This window comes from Streptomyces sp. NPDC054770, assembly GCF_053611985.1.
In genome coordinates, this window is record NZ_JBSHBL010000034.1 from 34,045 (window position 1) to 54,610 (window position 20,566).

General features: G+C 65.8%; 8 protein-coding genes. 4 read left to right on the forward strand and 4 right to left on the reverse strand.

From position 1 onward, the window contains the following. Window positions 1–344: 344 nt before the first annotated feature. Window positions 345–1,478 carry an IS630 family transposase gene (locus ACWGKQ_RS27115; RefSeq protein ID WP_453294559.1) on the forward strand — a complete coding sequence of 378 codons (1,134 nt, stop codon included), beginning with the start codon at window positions 345–347 and terminating at the stop codon, window positions 1,476–1,478. 40 nt (window positions 1,479–1,518) lie between these two features. Here the strand turns inward: ACWGKQ_RS27115 and ACWGKQ_RS27120 are convergent, their stop codons facing one another. The 4 genes from ACWGKQ_RS27120 to ACWGKQ_RS27135 all read right to left on the reverse strand — a co-directional run bounded on the left by ACWGKQ_RS27120 (window position 1,519) and on the right by ACWGKQ_RS27135 (window position 8,840). Then, window positions 1,519–2,145: an XRE family transcriptional regulator gene (locus ACWGKQ_RS27120; RefSeq protein WP_453294560.1), complete on the reverse strand. Its 627-nt coding sequence runs from the start codon at window positions 2,143–2,145 to the stop codon at window positions 1,519–1,521. A 690-nt stretch (window positions 2,146–2,835) separates the two neighbouring features. Continuing rightward, complete coding sequence (locus ACWGKQ_RS27125; protein ID WP_453294561.1) at window positions 2,836–2,970, reverse strand: hypothetical protein; 135 nt, start codon at window positions 2,968–2,970, stop codon at window positions 2,836–2,838. Window positions 2,971–3,123: 153 nt separating this feature from the next. Continuing rightward, the gene (locus ACWGKQ_RS27130) at window positions 3,124–4,800 is read right to left on the reverse strand and encodes a hypothetical protein (RefSeq protein WP_453294562.1); all 1,677 of its coding nucleotides are present in this window, start codon (window positions 4,798–4,800) and stop codon (window positions 3,124–3,126) included. A gap of 212 nt (window positions 4,801–5,012) precedes the next feature. Then, on the reverse strand, window positions 5,013–8,840 hold the full coding sequence (locus ACWGKQ_RS27135) for a LamG-like jellyroll fold domain-containing protein (protein WP_453294563.1): 3,828 nt from the start codon (window positions 8,838–8,840) through the stop codon (window positions 5,013–5,015). A 558-nt stretch (window positions 8,841–9,398) separates the two neighbouring features. Here ACWGKQ_RS27135 and ACWGKQ_RS27140 point away from each other — a divergent pair. The 3 genes from ACWGKQ_RS27140 to ACWGKQ_RS27150 all read left to right on the forward strand — a co-directional run bounded on the left by ACWGKQ_RS27140 (window position 9,399) and on the right by ACWGKQ_RS27150 (window position 20,546). Then, window positions 9,399–17,840, forward strand: a complete 8,442-nt coding sequence (locus ACWGKQ_RS27140) for a ricin-type beta-trefoil lectin domain protein (RefSeq protein WP_453294564.1) — start codon at window positions 9,399–9,401, stop codon at window positions 17,838–17,840. 139 nt (window positions 17,841–17,979) lie between these two features. Continuing rightward, entirely contained in the window at window positions 17,980–18,393 is a 414-nt protein-coding gene (locus ACWGKQ_RS27145) for an Imm10 family immunity protein (RefSeq protein WP_453294565.1), read from the forward strand. 1,037 nt (window positions 18,394–19,430) lie between these two features. Continuing rightward, window positions 19,431–20,546 carry an IS110 family transposase gene (locus tag ACWGKQ_RS27150; RefSeq protein ID WP_453294566.1) on the forward strand — a complete coding sequence of 372 codons (1,116 nt, stop codon included), beginning with the start codon at window positions 19,431–19,433 and terminating at the stop codon, window positions 20,544–20,546. The last annotated feature ends 20 nt before the right edge of the window (window positions 20,547–20,566 follow it).

Below are 20,566 nucleotides of genomic sequence, written 5' to 3' on the forward strand. Positions count from 1 at the left end.
GTTCAAGCTGCTGATGGGCGGGATTCCGGAAGGTTTCCAGACGAGTCACGCCGAGCCTCGTCCGTGCCACCACACTCGATGCTGCAACCCGCCCCCCCCGGAGGCCGTGACCAAGGAGGAAAGCCTTGCTCGTAGCGACGGAGGGAGGGCACGCGCCCGGAGGACCCACTCTCGACACGGCCACGAGCACACGCCCGTGAACATATACCTGGACTCTCGTCGGGGAGTCCGGCAGCGCCGGAGTAGGACAAGACCCGCTAGTGCCGCATCAGGCAACATTCGCCCTCTCGTGACGAGTCGCCCGGGTGCTGCGGATAGTGGCTCCGGGCGGTCAGAATGATCACGTGGCTGAACGCGTGCAGGTCCGTGAGATCGATGACGACGCGGGGCGGCGGCTGCTGCGGATCGTCCGCCGGGGTACGGGTTCGGTGGTGACCTGGCGCCGAGCCCAGATGGTGTTGCTGTCCGCCCAGCGCATGCCCGTGGCGAAGATCGCCGAGGTGACGTTCACCAGCGCGGACCGGGTCCGGGACGTGATCCACAACTTCAACGCCGACGGCTTCGACTCGCTCTACCCGAAGTACCGGGGCGGCCGCCCGCGGACGTTCACTCTCCCGGAACGCCGGGAGATCAAGAAGATCGCCAAGTCCAAGCCGGCCGAGCACGGCTTGCCGTTCTCGACCTGGAGCCTGGCCAAGCTGGCCGACTTCCTGGTCGCCGAGGGGGTGGTCGACGACATCAGCCACGAGGGCCTTCGGGTCCTGCTCCGCGAGGAGAGTGTCTCGTTTCAACGTGTGAAGACCTGGAAGACCTCGAAGGATCCCGACTACGAAGCGAAGAAGGCCCGCGTCGAACACCTCTACGCGATCGCCGACGGCGAGGTCACACCAGAGGAAGGCGAGCCCGAAGTTGTCTTCTGCATGGATGAGTTCGGCCCGCTCAACCTTCAACCGCATCCCGGCCGGCAGTGGGCCGAACGCGGCGGCAAGGGCAAGGACCCCGATCGCGAGCCCAGACCCCGGCGGCGGGCCACCTACACCCGCCCGTACGGGGTCCGGCACCTGTTCGCCGCCTACGACATTGCCAAGGACCAGCTCTACGGCCACGTCAAGAGGACCAAGAACCGCTCCAAGTTCCTGGAGTTCTGCCGCTACCTGCGCTCGCTGCACCCGGCGGACGTGCACATCGCGATCGTCTGCGACAACTACTCGCCGCACCTGACGACGAAGCGCTGCCAACGGGTCGGAACGTGGGCAGCAGCGAACAACGTCGAGATCGCCTATACCCCGACCAACAGTTCCTGGCTGAACCGGATCGAGGCCCAGTTCACCGCCCTGCGCTACTTCGCTCTCGACGGCACTGACCACGCGAGCCACAAGGAGCAAGGCAGCATGATCCGTCGGTACATCATCTGGCGGAACAAGCACGCCGCCGACGAGCGCCTACGCGAAGTCGTCACCAGGGCGAACGCCGCTTGACGCAGCGCCAAGGCCGCATCGTGACGCCGCCACCTGTCAACTACTGCGTGCTGCCGTCGTCGAGTCCGGCGATGACTCTGACGTCCGCTTCGGACATGTCCAGGATCCCGGCGATCAGGCGGGCCTGCAGCAAATTCGGGTTGTGCCCGCGGCGGAGCATATGGATGGTGGACATCGACAGTCCGGCGGCCCTGGCCATGTCCCTGACCGGAATCCCGCGCAGGTCCATCAATCCGGTGAGTATCCGTCCGAACGGATGCGGCTCCGACCGCCCGGCAGGGGCAACGGCCGGGCCGATGACAACGTCACCGATCTTGGCCTGGAAGCGGATCAGCCGGTCGCCCATGAACCCGACCTTCGCGACGAACGGCAGGCTCTCGCCGTTGCCGGAAGCGACCGTTCCCGGGATCGACACCTCGGTGAACCTCACGGCGGGATCGCAAAGGTGATCCCCAGTCTCTGCGGGAAGTCCCGGCTGGACGCGGTCGACTTTCCAGTTGCGGTTCCACCACGGAAGTTCCTGCAGCACCTCGTTGAAGAAGGGCGGCAGGACGGTCATGTCCACCGGGTCCGGAGGATGCTTCTGACCTACCCATATGACACCGGGCCAGTACCTCAGTGCCGCGATCACGTCCGCCGTCAGCGCGCGGTTGGCAGTTGTCTCCACAGCCACACTCTCCCCCAACCGACGGGGCGGTCTCCCATAACCAGGCAAACGTTGTTTGATGCGGCACTAGGTTCACCCCGGCGATGTGAGATCTCGTGACAGATGAGAGGCTCAGGCGGGTGAGTGAGACACCGATGAACACCCTGCAATACCGCTTTGACGGGCCAGAAGACGCACCTGTCCTGATCCTCGGTCCCTCACTGGGTACCACCTGGCACATGTCGTAGAAGCCATCCAGCGCCGTCCATCCAGTCCTGTGCGGGCATATATGTCCAGCTTCGAGATCCTGTGCCGAGAGGGTGTCCACGGGGTTTGTGACCCGCCCGTGACAGCTGGCAGCGTGATGAAACCCCCGTCGGCTGGTTGTGTTTTGGTCTGGCTCGGCGGTATGGCTGGCGCGGTGGTGGATATCGCGCGCGCTGAGCCCAGACGTACTTGATGCGGGCCTCTTCTGTGGCGGCTTCCCGGTGGATGCGCCTGTGGTTTGCCGCTTCGATGTCTGCAACGCGCCTGTGCTCGGAGGTTGCGCTGGCGGGCGTGATCTCCTGGATGGGCCCGCAAGCTGGTCTTCGGTGGAGCGTTCGACGGTGTCGGTCCGTTCGCCGGCTGGGTGTGGCTGGCGGTTGCCGCGGATGTGGGCGCCCGCGCTGCTCCTGTCGGAGTCGGCGCGGGCCCTGGTTCGGCGGTGGGTCAGTGCAGTGCGCTGGCTTCGGTCGCCGAGAGTGTGCGTGGGTAGACGTGGACGTCGGCGACGGAGCCGGGGAAGGCCAGGTAGGGGGTGGTGGCGGGGGCGCTGTTGATGCAGCCGCCGGTGGTCAGGGGCATGGAGGAGCCGTACGGGGGGGCTGAGGTTGGTGGCGGTCCGGTTGAGGGTGCCGTGCTGGTAGAGGGCCATGTTGCCGCTGGTGGAGCCTCCCGGGACTGGTGCCCGGAAGGTGGCGACGAGGTGGGTCCAGGTGCCGTCGCCACGGGCAACGGCTAGCGGACGTCGACGTAGTCGGTGACCCGGGCGCTTCTGAGGTAGTGGTTTCCGGTCTCTCGGCTGAGCGCGAGGGCCCAGGTGCCGTCCTGCTTGGCGGTCGCCATGCCGATGAGGTGGCCCTTCTTGTCGGTGTCCAGCTCGCAGACGTAGTGGTAGGTGCTGGAGCCGCGCGGTTTGAAGTAGAGGGTGGGCCAGGCGTCGTCGGTGAGCGGTTTCCAGGTGTTGCCCTTCTTGTACTGGAGGGTGCCGCCGAAGCTGATCGGCTGTCCCTTGCGGACCGGGTCGGGGGAGGCGTGGAAGCCGGTGATACGGGTGGCGTAGCGGTAGAGGTGGACGGGCTTGGTGGTGCTGGTGCCCAGGTCGGGGTTGCCGTCGAAGTGGGCCCGCCAGTAGGCGTCGGTGTCCGGCGCGGTGAGGGTGCGGGCGAACGTCTCCAGGGTCAGGGGTTTGTTGTGGCGGATCGGGAGGGGAACGGTGGTGGCGTTCTTCCAGCCGGTCTTGCCGTCCTCGGAGTACTGCAGGGTGACGGTGGGCTTGGCGGGCCATTTGGCGCGCGTGTCTTCGTAGTAGACGTAGCCGGAGACCTTCAGGGATCCGTCGTCGTTGAGGTCGGCGCTCATGTCGGTGTGGGTGGTGTAGGCGACGTGCAGGCTGAAGGGTTGGGTGGCGACCTGCTGGAAGGGCATGTAGTCGGCGCCGGCGAAGAGTTCGGCGTTCGGGGCGGGGCTCTCCGAGGAGACACGCAGGGTGTAGTCGCCCCGGCTGTCGGTGGTCGTCTGCCCGGCCACCACCGAGGAGCCCTCAAGGGTGATCGCGGTGTTCGGCAGCGGTTGCCAGCCGGCGGTGGTCTGAATCTCGGCGTGGCCGGTGACGGTTCCGGTGGCGCCCTGTGCCAAGTTCAGGGCGTGGGTGCTTGCCGTGAAGCGGACCGGTGCCTGGGTGGTGTGCAGCCACTGGGTGGGGTATGTCGACAGGTCGATCGCTCCCGGGTAGCTACTGGAGGCCTGGGGTGCGGCGGACAGCCGGAAGGACTGCTCGGTGGGGACGTAGGCGGCGGTGAAGCGGCCGTCGGGGCCGACGGTCGCGGTCGTGATCGTCCGGCCGAGTCCGGTGTCGGCGACGACGTCGACGGGGGTGCCGACGGCGGGAGTCGGGGTGTCGGGGGTGCGGGGATCCCGGGCGACGACGATGCCGCTGACGGAGACCTGCTGGTGGAGGTAGTCCGGCACACTCGGGGTGGCCGTGAGACCGGAGATCGTGAGGATGGTCCGGTACCGCAGGGGGTCAGGGGAGAGGGCGCCGGTGACGGTGGCGCCGGAGGCGTCCTGCAGATCGACGGTCACCCGGTAGTCACGGAGGTCCGCCAGGTGGACCGGCGCCCGCCAGGTACCGGATGTGGCGTCCTGTCCGGAGTACTGGGTGAAGTCCTCGGTCGATCCGGCCTCTTGGGTGCCGTCCGGTGCGTCCAGCGGATAGAAGTGGGCCGTGATGTGGGTGATCGGGCTGTCGGAGTGCGCGGTCACGAAGACCAGACCTGGCTCGTTCCAGCCGTTGGCGTCGACCAGGACGGGGCCGCCGGTGGTGCCGTCCGCCCAGGCCGGGGAGAGGCCCGTGAACAGGCTGGCGGTCAGTGCGGTTGCCGTGGCCGCCGCCAGGAAGGCGCTGCGTCTCATGATGGTCCCCCAGAGGACTGGTCGTCTCTGCAAGCGGGAGCGCGAGGCCCGGACTGCGGTCCCTCGGCGCTCTTGGATCGGTCAGGTGATCGAGAACTGTAGGGGTGTGCTCTGACGGTTCGGTACGTAGGTCTGCTGCGTGATCGTCCCGTCGGACCTGGCAGGCGCTCGACCGCAGTGACTCGGTCGAGCGCCTGAACGTCCCTCAGTGGTCAGTCGAGTTGGCTGATGGCGGGGTTGTCACCGGTAGCGGCTGCGTCGGCGGGAGGCAGGGCGGTGTTGTAAATGTGGATGTCGCTGATGCCTGCGTTGGCGTACTCGCCGTAGGCGCCGGAGGAGAGTTTGCGGCCGATCTGGAGGGAGCCGGTCGCGTTCCAGGGAGTGTAGGTCCAGTCCTTGGCGGCGGTGAGCTTGCCGTCGACGTAGAGCCGGATTTCCTGGTTGGTGGCGTCGAAGACGCCTACCAGGTGTGTCCATTTGCCTATGACGGGCTTGCTGCCGTAGGTGGCCTGCCAGACGGCACCGCTCGCGTCGGTGCTGTGTCTGCCGAAGGCCCACGCCTGGGCGCCCGAGGAGTAGTACAGCTGAAAGCCGTTGTTGACGGCCCCGTCCTGCGAGACGAATGTCGAATTGGCGGACGACGAATTGAGCTTGATCCAGGCGGAGACGGTGAAGCCCCGCGAGGTGTCCACGGCAGCCCCGGAGGTGTTGGCATGGCCGGTGGTGCCGTTGAGGTTGATGTACTTGCTGCGAGTCGAGTCGCTGCTCCAGGTATAGGCGCCGTTGAGGGACGCGGGGAGGCCGTGGCTGCAGTCGGAGTCTGTGGCGGTGGCGCAGTCGGCGGCGGTGTTGCCGGTGCCGTCGTCAAGGTTCCACCAGTGAGTCGCGGCGTTGGCGGCGGTGCCCAGGGAGACAGGGGCGGCGAAGTTGGCGGTGGTACTGGTCGGCGCTGTACCTGGGTACTCGATCAGTTCGCCGTGGGTGTCGGTTACGTTGAGATCGGGGTTGCCGTCCGGGCCGCCGGAGAGGCTGTTCACGTCGCCGGAGGATGCGATCTTGGGGTAAGTCGTCGGAGGCAGGGTGAGGGGCAGGGCGGTGTGGGTGGAGGCGTGCAGGAGTGGAGGGAGCCCGGTGGAGTCGTGGGCCAGCGAGTAGGTGTAGAGAGCGCCGGTGGAGTTGTCGCGGGCCCATAGAGTCGGGGTGCCGTTGACCTTGCCGGGAGCGATCAGGGTCATGCCGGTCCAGTCACCGTCGCCGAGGAGCATCGGGTAGCTCAGAGCTGGTCCTCCAGTGACCTGGTAGTACCAGAGTTCGCCGTTCTCGACGGTGATGATTGCGGGGAAGCCTCCCCCGTAGAGGTCGCCAGGAGCGACGAGCTGGCTGATCTTCCAAGGGGTGGATTTGTCGTATCCGGCGGCGCCGCAGCGGCTGTCGGGAACGATGGTCGTGTCACAGCTGGGCTTGTCCAGTACTTCGGGGGACCGTTTGCCGAGGAACCCGGGATAGGTCGAGTAGGTCGCACCGCCGGCTGCCGGGTCGAGGTCGTTCTTGACCACGTACAGCTGCTGATTGTGCTGGTTGTATGCGATGAGGTCGTCGTAGGTGGCACCGTTCAGATTGCCGCGGTGGGCGATGAGGTAGTTGTTCCAGCTGCTTCCGTCGGGTGAGCCCGCAGGGGTCGAGACGAGCACCGGGCCGTTGATCGCGGGCGCTGTGCCGGTGATCGGATCGCTCTGGGCGGGGGCCGCGTTCTGGGCGGGGTCGGTGTTGCCGGGGATCAGTTCGAGGTCACCGGTCTTTGTGGTGGCGAGAAGGTCGGGGACGCCGTCGCCGCTGATGTCCCCTGGTGTGATCTTGGTGTCGGGGTTCCAGGGGACGGTGAAGGTGTAGCTGGCGGGGGCTTGGGAGATATTTCCAGCCGCGTCGATTGCGGCCACGTAGAGAGTGTGAACACCCCAGTTGGTGATCGGAACCGGGATTGTTCCGGTCGCGGTGCCGGAGCTGTCGCTGCTGGTGACAGCGGCCGGGGTGCCGGTGAGGGCGGTGGGCTGGCTGTCCAACTGCCACAGGAAGTGGTCGATGCCGCTGGACATGCAGGCGTTCGGCGTGCAACTGGTGTCGGACGCGGCTCCGTCCGCTGCGGTGACGGTGAAGCTGGTGGTCTTTCGTGGTGCGGCATAGACCACTGGATTGGCAGGGCCGGTGCCCACGGGTGGGAATGATGCGTTGTTGGCAATGTCGGGTGTGTCGGGTGGGGTGAAATCGGTCTTGAACCAGCAGTGATCGCTGATGTCGGAGGACAGGGGCTTTGCGTTGTTGTCCTGCGCGTAGGCGTCCCAGCCATACTCGTGGCCGTCTTTGAGGGTGAACCCGATGGGCAAGCTGACGTCTCTGGCGGTCTCCGCCGCGGCGTAGCCGGTGGTGGGGCTTCCCTCGTCCCGGGCGTTGCCGCTGGAGTCGAGGACGGTCCGGTCCCAGACGTGAAAGATCGCCCTGACGTTCTCGCCGGAGACGTTCGACTTGATCTTGGCGTGCAGTTGGATGTTGCTTCCGGCGCCGGAGTAGGTGACTGCGCCGATCCAGCCGTCGCCGCTGGTGACACAGGAACCGGCTGCTCCGTTCGCGGGCGGCGTGGTCAGGAGACTTGTCGGGACGTCCGGTGGGATGTCGAATTTCACGGTCATCGCGAGGGAAGCGGACATTCGCAGGTAGTCATCGTTGCCGGAGGAGATGGTCTCGTTGCCGAAGAGACCGACTGTCCAGTAGTCACCGGCGGCGCTGTGGTACTGGGCTATCCGCTGGGCCTGGTCGGGGACCTTGAAGGTCGCGGTGTGGTTGCTGCAGCTGCTGCCGGAATTGGCCGCACCGGGAATCGTTGTTTTGACGGGGTCGTAGCTGTCGTCGACCGTGCCTGGTTTGTTGTTCCAGTCGGTGCCGGAGTCGATCGACCCCGTGGTGTGGAGGGTGATCGGCTGGTCTTTTGAGCAGTCGAAGCTTGCCGCGTAGGTGGAGAGAACGGTGATGAGGGCGTCGTAGACGTGCATCGATGGGTCGAGGCCACTGGTGGGGATGGCGTAGTAGGAGCGCTCGAGTCCGGTGCCGCAGACGCCGCCCCAGCGCTGGTAGCCCACGCCCTCACCGTTGGTTTGGAGCTTGTCGTACTGGGGGCTGTCGGAGCAGGACGAGCTGGAATACACCTCGTCGTAGTGGCCGGAATTCTTGCTGACCGGGTTGTCGAACGGGTCGATGTACACCGGGTAGGTGGTGTCCGGGTCGTTGAGCACGGTTGTGTCCGGTGTCAGTGTGATTCCACTGGACGTGGTGCTCATCGGCACCGTGTTGACGTTGGCTCCCTCACCGGGGCCGTCGGCGGAGGATGCCGTAGGGGCATCGCTGGCCGTCGTGGTGTCCGAGGCGGGTGCGGTTGTCGCCGGTACGTTCGAAGTGGTGCTGGAGTCCCACATCAGCGGGCGCGGGCTGGTGTAGGCGACGGTGCCGTCCGCGGTGGTGGCGTTCATGCCGCCCGAGTCCGTGGAGGAGAGGGTCAGGCCCTGGGTGGAGGCGGCCTCGGTGAGCTTTTTGATGTGCGGGTCGGTTGCGGCTGCGGCGTCGTGGACGATCAGTACGTCGCTGAAGCCGCCTTGGTCGGTGACCGACACGGACAGATCCACGCCGGGCAGAACCGACCTGTAGACGGCGGTGTCGTCGCTGACGACGGGCGCGGGCAGCGTGAAGGGCATGGTCAGAGCCATGCTGTGCCCGTCTTCGTTGGTCTGTGTGACCAGCGGGCCACTGCCGCCGCCCGACAGGGTGACGTCGTTCGGCGTGGCCTTCGGCGAGAGGGTTCCGTCCGCATTCGTGGCCAGAGTGGCGTCGACGGGTGTCCAGGCGCCGTCCTTGAGGACTCTTACCGGCATGACGTTGGTGGTGGAGGTGAACGTGCCGTCAGGGTTGGCGGTGACGGTGGAGGTCTCCGTCGTGAGGGAATCGACGGGCGCATCGTGACCGCTGGCGACGGCCTCCGCCTGAGCGGCCAGCATCGGATCACTCGGGGATGACTCGCCGGCGCTTGCCGGCGTAGCGGGAACAGTGAGCAACAACGCTGCCAGCGCGGGGATCAGCGCCAGACGGCGCGTCAGTTCCCTTCTCCTGCGCTGCTTTCGGGAATATCCGGACAACACTTAGCAACTCCCCCTCTTTTTGCAAATGCTTTGCGTTCGTGATATTCGCCACATCGATGGATGTTGAAGCTGTGGCGAACGGTGTGCGTGGTGTCCGGTTTGCCATCAGGTGTTGATGTTCGCGACTTCACGGAAAGTGCACATCAGGCACTCAGTTGGCATACGTCATGGTCACATCGCCGGCACAGGGTATTGAGTTGACCGGGCCCCTATCAATAGCCTCCCGACGATCACGCAGCGGGCGTGGTGGGGGGACGACGGTCTGTCAGGACCGCTGGTCGTGGGGGGATTTCAGTGAGCGGCAAGCGGCGTTGGTATGCGAGCGTCCAGTACCGGGTCTGGGGGAGAGCGCTGACTCTCGCGACGACAGCTGTCGCGTTGCTGACTCTTCTCGTGCCCACTGCGGTGGCCGCCGGCGTGGTCGTTGGGCCATACCGCTTCAAGGGCACGGTGTGGAACCCGAAAGCCCTGCCGAAGACCCCGGCAGTTGGCAGTCATACCCTCCGCCAACCCGCCACCGTCCACCCCAAGGGCTACAAGGCGGCGAGCCGTTATCAGGCCGTCAAGCCGGTGTGGCCGAAGGCCGGTACGAAAACTGTCTCCCTGACGCGCACCATCGCATCCGGCAACACCGCCTCCGCCACCGCGGCGACGCCGGTCCTGCCACCCAGTCCCGCCGGCGCCTCCGCTGCATCGCCCAAGGCGGCATTCACGCCTTCCCCGAGCACCCGCGTCCTTCCGGTGACGAAGCCCGTCAAGGCCGGTGCCCTACCGGTGTGGGTGTCACCGGCACCTGCCGCCAAGCACAAATCAGGGTCCGCCAAGGCATCCGGCCCGGCGGCGGTCAAGGTGAAGGTCGCGTCGCACGCCCAGACCCTGCGGGCAGGCGCCGACGGCATGCTCCTCGCCTTCACTCGCGCCGATGCGAAGTCCGGTGGCGGCCGGGTGCGCGTGGTCATCGACTATTCCTCGCTTGCCAAGGCGTATGGCGGTGGGTTCGGTTCACGGCTGCGGCTGTTCCAGGTTCCGGCCTGTGCGATGACCACGCCTCAGCTGAAGCAGTGTGGGACGCGGACCCCCATCACCTTCACCAACAGAGCGACAGCGGACCAGCTGACCGCCACACTCTCCCTCGGCTCCTCCCGCGCCGCGACGTCACATGCCGCGAGCGGTACGGCCGAGCCGATGTCGTTGTCGGCGAACACCACCACGGCGAACACGACGACCGTGGAGGTCACCTCCGGCAGCTCCGGCTCCCAGGGCACCTACGCGGCAACTTCCCTGAACCCTTCGGGGAGCTGGCAGACCTCCGGTACCGGCGCCTTCACCTACTCCTACCCGATCGACGTCCCGTCCGCAGTCGGCGGGAACGCCCCGTCGGTGGCGCTGTCCTACGACTCGCAGTCCGAGGACGGGGAGACCTCGGCCCGGAACTCCCAGGCGTCCTGGATCGGTGACGGCTGGGACTACCAGCCGGGCTTCGTCGAGCGGACGTATCGTTCCTGCGGCGCTCTGCTGGACAGCAGCGGCAAGAAGATCCTCAAGGGATCCGGGGACCAGTGCTGGGCCGGTGACAACGCCACGGTCTCCTTCGGCTCGCACTCCGGGCAGCTGGTGCCCGACGGCGTCGACTCCAGCGTGCCGGGCGAGATAAAGCAGTGGCGGCTGCAGGGCGACGACGGCACCCTGGTCCAGGAGCTGTCCGGAGCCGCCAACGGCCTGCACGACGGCGTCTACTTCCGGCTGCTGACCACGGACGGCACTGCCGCGTACTTCGGTGCCGACCACTCCCCGACTGGCCCCGGACCCTCCGGGGCGATGCAGTCCGGTACTCCGGGCGACTCCTCGACCGATTCCGCCTGGGGTGTGCCGGTACTGCACCCGGAATCGAGCGACCCGTGCTACGACTCGGCCAAAGGCAAGGCGTCGCAGTGCGACAAGCATGAGGGCTGGCGCTGGAACCTGGACTTCGTCGTCTCGCCGAGCGGGTTCCTCCAGCGCTACGACTACACGACCGAGACCAATTACTACGACCTGGGCGGCGGCCAGGCCGCGACCGGTGACTCGGGCACCCTGACCTCGTACGTCCGCGGCGGCAAGCTCGACTCCGTCTCCTACGGCTACAAGCTCACCGATGAGCAGACCGGCCGCAAGCCCGCCGGTCAGGTGGTCTTCACCTCCAAGCAGCGCTGCCAGACCACCGACACCTTCACCGACTGCTCGGCCGGAAACCTCAACGACAACACGGCCCCGCACTGGCCTGATGTGCCGTGGGACCTGCACTGTGACTCCACCGACAGCACCACCCTGCCGTCCGGGTCCACCTCCGTGCCCACGAACGTGTGCGTGACCGCCGGACCGACGTTCTGGTCCACCACCCGGCTGGACAGCATCACGACCAAAGTCCACGTCAAGGATTCCTCGACGGACGATCTCGTCGACGTGGACAGCTACCAGCTGGGGCAGGTGTACTCGGACGCGGGCGGGACGGTCGACCCGGTCACCGGTACCACCATTGACCCCAAGGACGCGGGTTCACTGCAGGCCGTGATGTGGCTGCAGTCGATCCAGCACACCGGCAAGGACACCTACGGCAATGGCAACAGCGCCATCAAGCTCAACCAGGTCTCCTTCACCGGTACCGAGATCGACAACCGTGTCAACGACACCTCCCCGTCCGCGCCGCCGCTGTACCGGCCGAGGATCTCCTCGATCCAGACCGAGACCGGCGAGTCCATCGCCGTCGACTACAACACCAACCCGTGCGCGAACAAGACGCTGTCGATCTCGGCCGCGGACGGCAACACCAACTCCTGCTATCCGGTCTACTGGACGGTGCCGGGCGCATCGAAGCCGATCGCGGACTGGTTCAACAAGACCACCGTGCACACCGTCACGGCATCCGACCGGACGATCGCCTCCCAGTACAAGCCGAACTCCACGAACAGCAACGCCGCGGGCTCGGAGATACAGGTCTCCACCTACAGCTACGCCGGGCCCGCCTGGCACCGGGACGACTCGGCCCAGACGGACGACCAGTACCGCACGTGGGACCAGTTCCGCGGCTTCCGCACGGTCACGGTGCAGACTGGTCAGGCTCCCGAGCCGGTGACCCAGCAGACCACCACCTACCTGCAAGGCATGGACGGCGACTACAAGGCCGACGGCACCCGCCGCTCGGTCAGCGTGGACGCCAAGGTCGGTGGCTCCACGGTCCAGACCGTCACCGATGCCAACCAACTCGCCGGCCAAGCTCTTCAGAGCGACACCTACACGGCGGCGGGGGGCACCGTCAATGCCGTAACCGTCAACGGCCCGTTCACCTTCACCACCACCGCCCACGCCGCCCAGACCCCGTGGACGGACTGGACCCAGGACGACAACCCCGGCCAGAGCGAACCGGACCTGTCGACCCTCCCCGATCTGATCGCTCTGCGGATCAAGACCACACAGTCGCACGGCTACGCGCTGCTCGCCAACGGGACATGGCGCCACACCCGCACCGACACCACCTACGACAGCCAGGGCCGCGTCTCAACGATCGACGCCCACGGGGACGTGAGCGTGGCCGCGCAGGAGAAGTGCGCCACCACCACGTATGCGGCGCCGTCGTCCAGCAACACCATGACCCTGTCCTACCCGGACCAGGTCACCTCCGTCAGCGGCCCCTGCGGCACGGCGGCCTCTGCGAGCACGCTGCTGGCGGACAAGAAGATCTACTACGACGGTGACGGCACCCTCACCAACCTGGGCACGTTCGGGCAGCTTGATCAGACCAGTAGCACCGCCATTGGCCAGGCCACCGCCGTACGCACCGCCACCGGTTACACCGGGATCACGGAGAACTGGCAGACCAGCTCGGCCATGAAGTACGACGGGGCCGGCCGGGTCACCGATGCCCTGGACGCCACCGGGCAGAACACCCACACCGACTTCAGCCCCGCCTGGAGCCCGTTCGGCGGCAACACCAACCCCACCAGCATCACGACCACCAACTCCAAGAACTGGACGGTCACCTCCACCCTCGACCCGCTGCGTGGCCTGGCCACCGAGAACCTCGACGCCAACAATCGCATCACCGACATCAACTACGACGCTCTCGGTCGGCGCACGGCCGTCTGGCTGCCGGGCCGGAACAAGGCGTCCGGCCAAAGCGCGGACGAGACGTTCGCTTACTCGATCAACCCCGGCGCGGTTGTCGGGCCCAGCGGGAGCGTCACCTCGCCCGGCGATCCCTCCGCGGTGACGACAAAGACGCTGCGTGAGGACGGCACCTACGCCGCGTCGATCACCATCTACGACGGAATGCTGCAGCCCCGCCAGACTCAGGCCACGGCCGACGGCGACACCAACTCCGGCCGGATCATCTCCGACAACTTCTACGACTCACACGGCTGGCAGACCGCGTCGTTCGCGCCCTACTCCGATCCGAACAACTCCCCCTCCACCACCCTGTATGCGGCGAACGAGAACCAGATCCCGTCGGAGACCACCACCGGGTACGACGGCGAGGGCCGCGCGACCACCAGCACGCTGTGGCACACGGCGATTCCGCAGTGGCACACCACCACGACCTACCCCGGGGCCGACGAGACCGACACCACCGCCCCGGCCGGCGGCCGCTCCACCGCGACCTACACCAACGCACTGGGACAGACCACCAAAAGCGTCGTCAAGAACACCGGCAGCACGGTCAAACTCGCCCAGGGCCAGGTCATCCCATCAGGCACATCGCTGACCTCGGACAGCACCCGGCTGGCCATGCAGGCTGACGGCAACCTGGTACTGACCTCCCTCGCGACGGGCAAGACCCTGTGGTCGACCAGCACCTCCGGTAACCCGGGAGCCTTTGCCACCTTGCGGAGCGACGGCAACTTCGTCGTCTCCAACGCGGGCGCCACCACCACGCTGTGGTCGACCGGAACCACCACGGGCACCGCGATGCAGATTCAGAACGACGCCAACATGGTGCTTTACGACAGCACCGGTGCCGCGATCTGGAAGACCGACACCTGGCACCTGGCCAGCGAGGCCGACACCGCCACCACCTACACCTACACCCCAGCCGGCCAGATCGACACGATCAAGGACAGCGCCGGCAACACCTGGTCCTACCACTACAACCTCCTGGGCCAGAAGACCTCCCAGACCGACCCGAACACCGGCACCACCAGCTACGACCAGTACGACGTCGCCGGCAACCTGCAACAGACCACCGACCCACGCGGACAGGTTCTGTCCTACAGCTACGACTGGGACAACCGCCCCACAGCCGAGTACAAGGGCGCGTGGTCGGCCACACCGGATCCCACCAAGGAACTTGCCTCCTGGGAGTACGACACGCTCGCGAAGGGCTACCCGACCTCATCCACCCGGTACGTCGGCGGGAAGTCGGGATCGGCGTATATCCAGGCAGTCACCGGCTACAACACGGCCTATCAGCCGACCGGCAGCACCCTGACCGTCCCGGCCTCAGACGGCTTCGCCGCGGCCGGGCAGTCCACCGCCCCCAGCAGCGGCACCGTCACTTACACCACGACGGCCGACTACACCCCCACGGTGGGGCTGCTGTCCAGCACTCATTACCAGGCCGACGGAAACCTGCCCGCCGAGACTGTTAACTTCGGCTACACGGTCAACGGCAACCTGAACGGCTTCGGCGGTGCCATCAGCCTGTCCAACCTCCCTTCCTACCTGGACACCACCGTCCACGACCCCTTCGGCCGGGTCCTGCAGACCAACTACGGCCCCACCGGCAAGGAACTGGTCAACTACGCCCAGTACGACGTCACCACCGGCCGGGTCACCCAGACGGAAAGCCAACTGCAGACGTCCACCACCCCCCTGGACACGACCAACTACCGCTACAACCAGGCCGGCGAGATCACCGCGATCGACGACCAGCAGAACAACACCACCCACGACACCCAGTGCTTCACCTACGACTCCCTCCAGCGCCTGACCGCCGCCTGGACGGACACCGCAGGCATCACCGACTCCACCAACTCCCAGGTCGGAGCCGTCGGCGGCTGCACCACCGGCTCCGTGCAGACCACCACCACGGCCCCGGTCACAGCCGGCACAGTCGGTGGCCCGGCAGCGTACTGGCAGACGTACACCTACGACCTGCTCGGCGACCGCACGAGCATGGTCAACCACGACACCACCGGTACCGCGGCCAACAACACCACACAGACCACCGCCTACACCGGAACCGACGGCACCGCGGCCGCCACGCTCCCGGACCAGGCCGGTACCACGACCAGCAGCAACCCGACCACCGGCACGGCGACCTGGACCCCCTCCTACACGGACCCGTCCTACAGCAACAAGAACGCCGGCGACACCATCAGCCGGAAGACCACCACCACCGGCCCGCTCAACACCGGCTTCACCCTTTCCGGAGGCGGGAAGCTCTGCATCGACGACGCAGGCGCCTCCACCACCCCCGGCGGGGTTGTCCGTACCTACACCTGCAACGCCTCCGCCGCCCAGAACTGGACGATCGGCACCGACGGCACCGTCAAGGTGCTGGGCACCATGTGCCTGGACACCACAGGTAACGCCACCACCGCCGGCACCCTCCTGGTCATCGACACCTGCAACAGCGACGCCACCCAGAAGTGGAAGGTCACCAATACCGGCACCCTGGTCAGCAACGCCAACAGCGCGATGTGCGTGACCGACCCCGGCGCAAGTGCCACCATCCGCACCCAACTGACCCTCGCCACCTGCGGCAGCGCGGGCCAGACCTGGACCACTGCCGGCACCGGAGCCCTGGCGCCCGGCCAGACCCAGACCTTCACCTACGACGCCGAGGGCCGCACCGCCACCGTCGCCACCGGCTCGGGCACCGACACCAACACCAGCAGCTACCTCTACGACGCCGACGGCAACCTGCTGGAACAGACCAGCAGCCTCGACGGCACCGCCAAGACACGCATCCTGTATCTGTTCGGCGGCACCGAACAGATCACCCTCAACGTCTCCGCCAAAACCTGGACCGGGCTGCGCTATTACCACGGCCCGGACGGCACCACCATCTGCCGCTCCAGCAGCGGGAGCGTCACCTACGAAGTCGCCAACGCCCAGGGCACCGCCACCACCGCCATCGACGCCAGCACCCTGGCAGTCACCCGCCGCTACTACGACCCCTACGGCAACATCCGCGGCACCAAGCCCACCACCTGGGTGGCTGCCGACGAGAACCACGGCTACCTCGGCCAGCCCACCGACGCCACCACCGGCCTGGACCTCCTCGGCGCCCGCAACTACGACCCCGCCCAGGGCCACTTCCTCACCCCCGACCCGGTCTTCGAGGCGGGCGACCCCAATCAGATGGGTGGCTACACCTACGCCGGCGACAACCCGGCATCGGGAAGCGACCCGACCGGAACCATCCTGGTCAACAACGACGGCACACAGTGCAGCGGCGGTTGGAGCAAGTGCAGCGGGCAAGCGGGCTCGGGCGGCGGGTCGAGCAGCGGCGCCACCACGAGCAGCGGTAGTGGGAGTAGCAGCAGTCCCACCACCCCAGGAAATCCATACGCTTGCGGCCGATTCGGAGAATGCGGACCGACGGTCAGCTACAAGCACGACCCCGCGAAGATCGTCGTCAAGGTCGTCATCGAGCCCCTCTGGGATTTCGCCCTCTGCGAAGCCGGAACTTTCGAGGCTTTTGGGAATGGTTTGAAGGGAGGAAATCCCCACCAGGACGCATGCGACGTCGCTGGCGGAGTGTACTCGGGCGGCCTCGACGACGGGATCGGAGCCGTCGATAGCGGTGCGGCGCGTGACCTGGAAGGCGCCGGTGACGGGGCTCTCGAAGGCAACGCGGCGGCCGCATCCGACTCCCTCAACGAAGCTGCCGCCGACGAAGCCGACATAGTCGCGGCGAAGCGTGCCAACGCACAGGAACACGCCAAGGAAGCGGACGCTGCAGCGACCAAGCCCAGCGAACCGGAAACCGGCAACGCGGGCACAAAGTCCGCCCCCGAGTCGCATTCGAGCCGCTGCAGCTTCGCCCCGGACACTCCCATCCTCATGGGTGACGGCAAGACCATGCCGATCGGCAAGATCAAGACCGGTGACAAGGTTCAAGCCGCCAACCCCAAGACGGGAAGACACCAAGGCGCCCGAACCGTCCAGCACGTGTGGATCAACCACGACCACGATCTGCTCGACGTCACCATCCGCACCAAGAGCGGCCACACCGCCACCCTCCACACCACCGCCAACCACCCGTTCTGGGACGACACCACCCACACCTGGGTCGCCGCCGGTAAACTCCACCACGGCGACGCCCTCAACACCGCCACCAATGGTCACGCCTACGTCATCACCACCCAGCCCACACCCGGCACGGCAAATCGCTGGAACCTCACCGTCCAGCAACTCCACACGTACTATGTCGTGGCGGGCGGCATCCCGATCTTGGTCCACAACTCCAATGGTCCGGATTCCTGTTCGGTCACGTGGAACCATTTGCCGAAGGACGCCGGGCATCGTCTGGATTACGAGCTTCGTGACAAGAATGGAGACCTGAAGGTTTCTGGCGGCCTGTGGAGTGGTAATTCCACGCCAGCGGAGAAGACCTTGTCGGGTTGGAATCAGCAGGCAGCAACAAACACCGAGAATCGGCTCATGCGAATGTTTGGCATACTCGGCAAGCAGCAGGTCATACCGGGCGACGAATACTTCGGTTTGTTGATGCATATCCCACTGGAGCCAGGAGATGTGCTGACCCTTCGTGGGCTTCAGGTGCCATGCTCAAGATGTCAGGGAATGATGATTGCTTTCATGGACGAGACGGATGTCGAAGTGAGATACACCTGGGGGGCCGACGGTACCTGGCCCTAGGATGTGTGGAGGGGCTCCGGCTGTGCCACTCAAGCGGAGCCCCTGGGAGCCCCTGGTGGCAGCGTCAGTGGTGCGCAGGCGTCTGCAAGCGGTGCTCCCCGTGCCAGCGGACAGCAGGTCAAGGAAAGGGTTTGAGGAAATGGAATTGACCATCCGAGAGATCAACCAGGACGAGGAGTATAAGACGTATACGCTGGCCCTATTTACCTCTTGGGGCGAGGGTGTGCAAGGGTTCGAATTTCAGCGTAACCTCCGTGGTTCAGAGGATCGTCATGCCCCACGCCCTCCTTTCGATTCCTACTGTGTGGTGAATGAGAGCCATAAGACAAGTTTTGGAGGCGTCAAGAGCGTCGAATTGCGAGACGCGCTCCTGAAGATTAGCTTCAGTGAAAAGGCTCAAGAGGAGCTTGGGCTTCCCGCCCCTGTTGTATCCCTGTTCCTCGATCTATCGAGGGATGAGATCGAGAAGGTAAAAGCGGGCCTAGTGTATGTATTCTCTTATGGGTCAGCCGAACTCTTGCCTGAGATCATTGGACTTTCCGCGGATCGTTGAGATGAAGAGGCTGAGTTTCGCATCTCTCGGTCTGTTTTTTTCCTAGGTTAGTTTGTCGGCGCAAAGGCCCCACGGAATCTGTTTCCCGATGGGGCTTCTGGGGTGTCTGACGGCAGTTCAGTCCTGCTTTGATTGACGGATTGCAGTGTTCCGGTTCAGCTCGCGGGGATTCCGCTAATGGTCGATGCTTCAGTTGACTATTTTTGCGGTGGCGTGCCAGTTCATTACGAACGAAACTCCGTCTTCCGGGACACTTGAGGCCCCACCGGACAGTGTTCTTGGGTCGGGTCTTCTTGGTGCCCGGCGGAAATATCGGCGGATTGGTGCCGCGCAGACCCGCGGGTCGTTGTCGTAGTCGGGCTCGGGAGAGATTTGATCGAGGGTCCCGAGGCGTGCCCGCTGTTTGTGGACTCATAACTATGAGGACGTTGCTCTCGTAACGGCCGAAGAAGCATGGACTTGCACTCGGGATTCCACGTTCGAGCATCCGGGATGGCATGGAATTTCAATTCCACGATAATGATCTTGAGGTCTATGAGGACATGGGGCATGCGCTGGGTCGTGGATCCGCGCGGGCGGGTGGGGCCCATACGCATGGATTCCGAAGTCGGCGGCCGCCTATTCGATCGGTGACGCAGCCGACGAGGGCGGCGCCAGGGTCGCCGCTCTTGCGGCTGGCGACTCCTGATCGCGCCGCTTGCCTTCGTGTGCTGTTGTGCTCGGCCGGGATCAGGTTCGGGGTGTTGCGTGAAGGAGGTTGAGCATGTCCTGCGGTCCCTGGGTGGTCGCGAGATGGGGGCGGGAAGATGGCCGGGTGCTGTCCCGGGCCTATGGTCTGACTCGTGATATTTCTGACCGAAGTGTCTCAGTCACACGGTGTCGGCCGGCGGCCGGGGATGGTGCATTGTCGGTGCCGGGCTGGCGGGGTGTGTCCCGATAGGGGCCTGTCGATTGTTGTGGCGTCCTCACGATTCTGACCGTCTGACGCGGCTCGGTACCGGCAACGCGATGCGTCATCGGGCCGGAAGGGAACGGGCATGCGTGGTTCGGCGCTGTCCAGTACGACGCCTGCTCCGCGGGCCCGCCGTCGTCGCCCTGTGGGGGAGGTGGTGCTGGGAGTGGACACGCACCGGGACGCCCATGTGGCTGCGGTGCTCTCCTTGACGGGGGCGGTGCTCGCCACTGACGAGTTCCCGGCCACCTCGGCTGGATACCGCGATCTGCTGAAGTGGGCCAGGAAGTCGGGGACCGTAGGGCGGGCCGGGGTGGAGGGGACCGGTTCCTATGGGGCATCTCTGTCCCGCTATCTGCTGGCCCAAGGCGTGGACGTTTTTGACGCGAACTGGATGGACCGGGCTGATCGTCGTCGGCGCGGGAAGTCGGATCCGCTCGATGCCCAGAACGCGGCGCGAGCTGTGTTGAGCGGGCGGGCTAGCGCCCGGGCCAAAACGGGCGACGGGCCGGTACAGATCGCGAGAATGTACAAACTCACGAAGGCGTCGGCCGTCAAGGCTCGCACCCAGGCCATCAATCAGCTCAAGGCCGTCCTTGTTACTGCTGATCCCGCTTTGCGGGAGGAGCTGGCCGGACTGGGTAATGCCGAACTCTTTCGTACCTGTGCGCAGTTCGCGGACAGGAGCAGTTGCGAGGAGATCGGCGAGGAGTCGGTGCTGCAGGCCACTCGGATCACGCTGGGCCTGCTGGCTCACCGGATCGACCAGCTCTCCGAGCAGATCCGGGACGTGGAGACTCGTCTGACCCGGCTCGTGGAACGGCATGCCCCGCAGCTGCTCGACGTGGTGGGGATCGGCCCGGACACGGCGGTCACGTTGCTGATCACGGTGGGGGACAACCCGGAACGGCTGGACAGTGAGGCATCGTTCGCCGCGCTGTGCGGGGTCAGCCCTGTCGAGCGTTCCTCGGGGCGCCGGCAGTTCCGTCGCCTCAACCGCGGAGGCGACCGGCAGGCCAACGCCGCTCTCCACCGCATCGTGTTCACCCGCTTGAGGGTCGACCCGCGCACTCAGGACTACTACGAGCGCCGGATCAAGGAGGGCAAGACCCGGCGCGAAATCGTCCGTTGCCTCAAACGCTACGCTGCCCGCGAGGTCTTCCACCTGGTCAAACAGCTACAGCCAGCACCCCGCTCATAGGGGCTGTCGTGACAGATGAG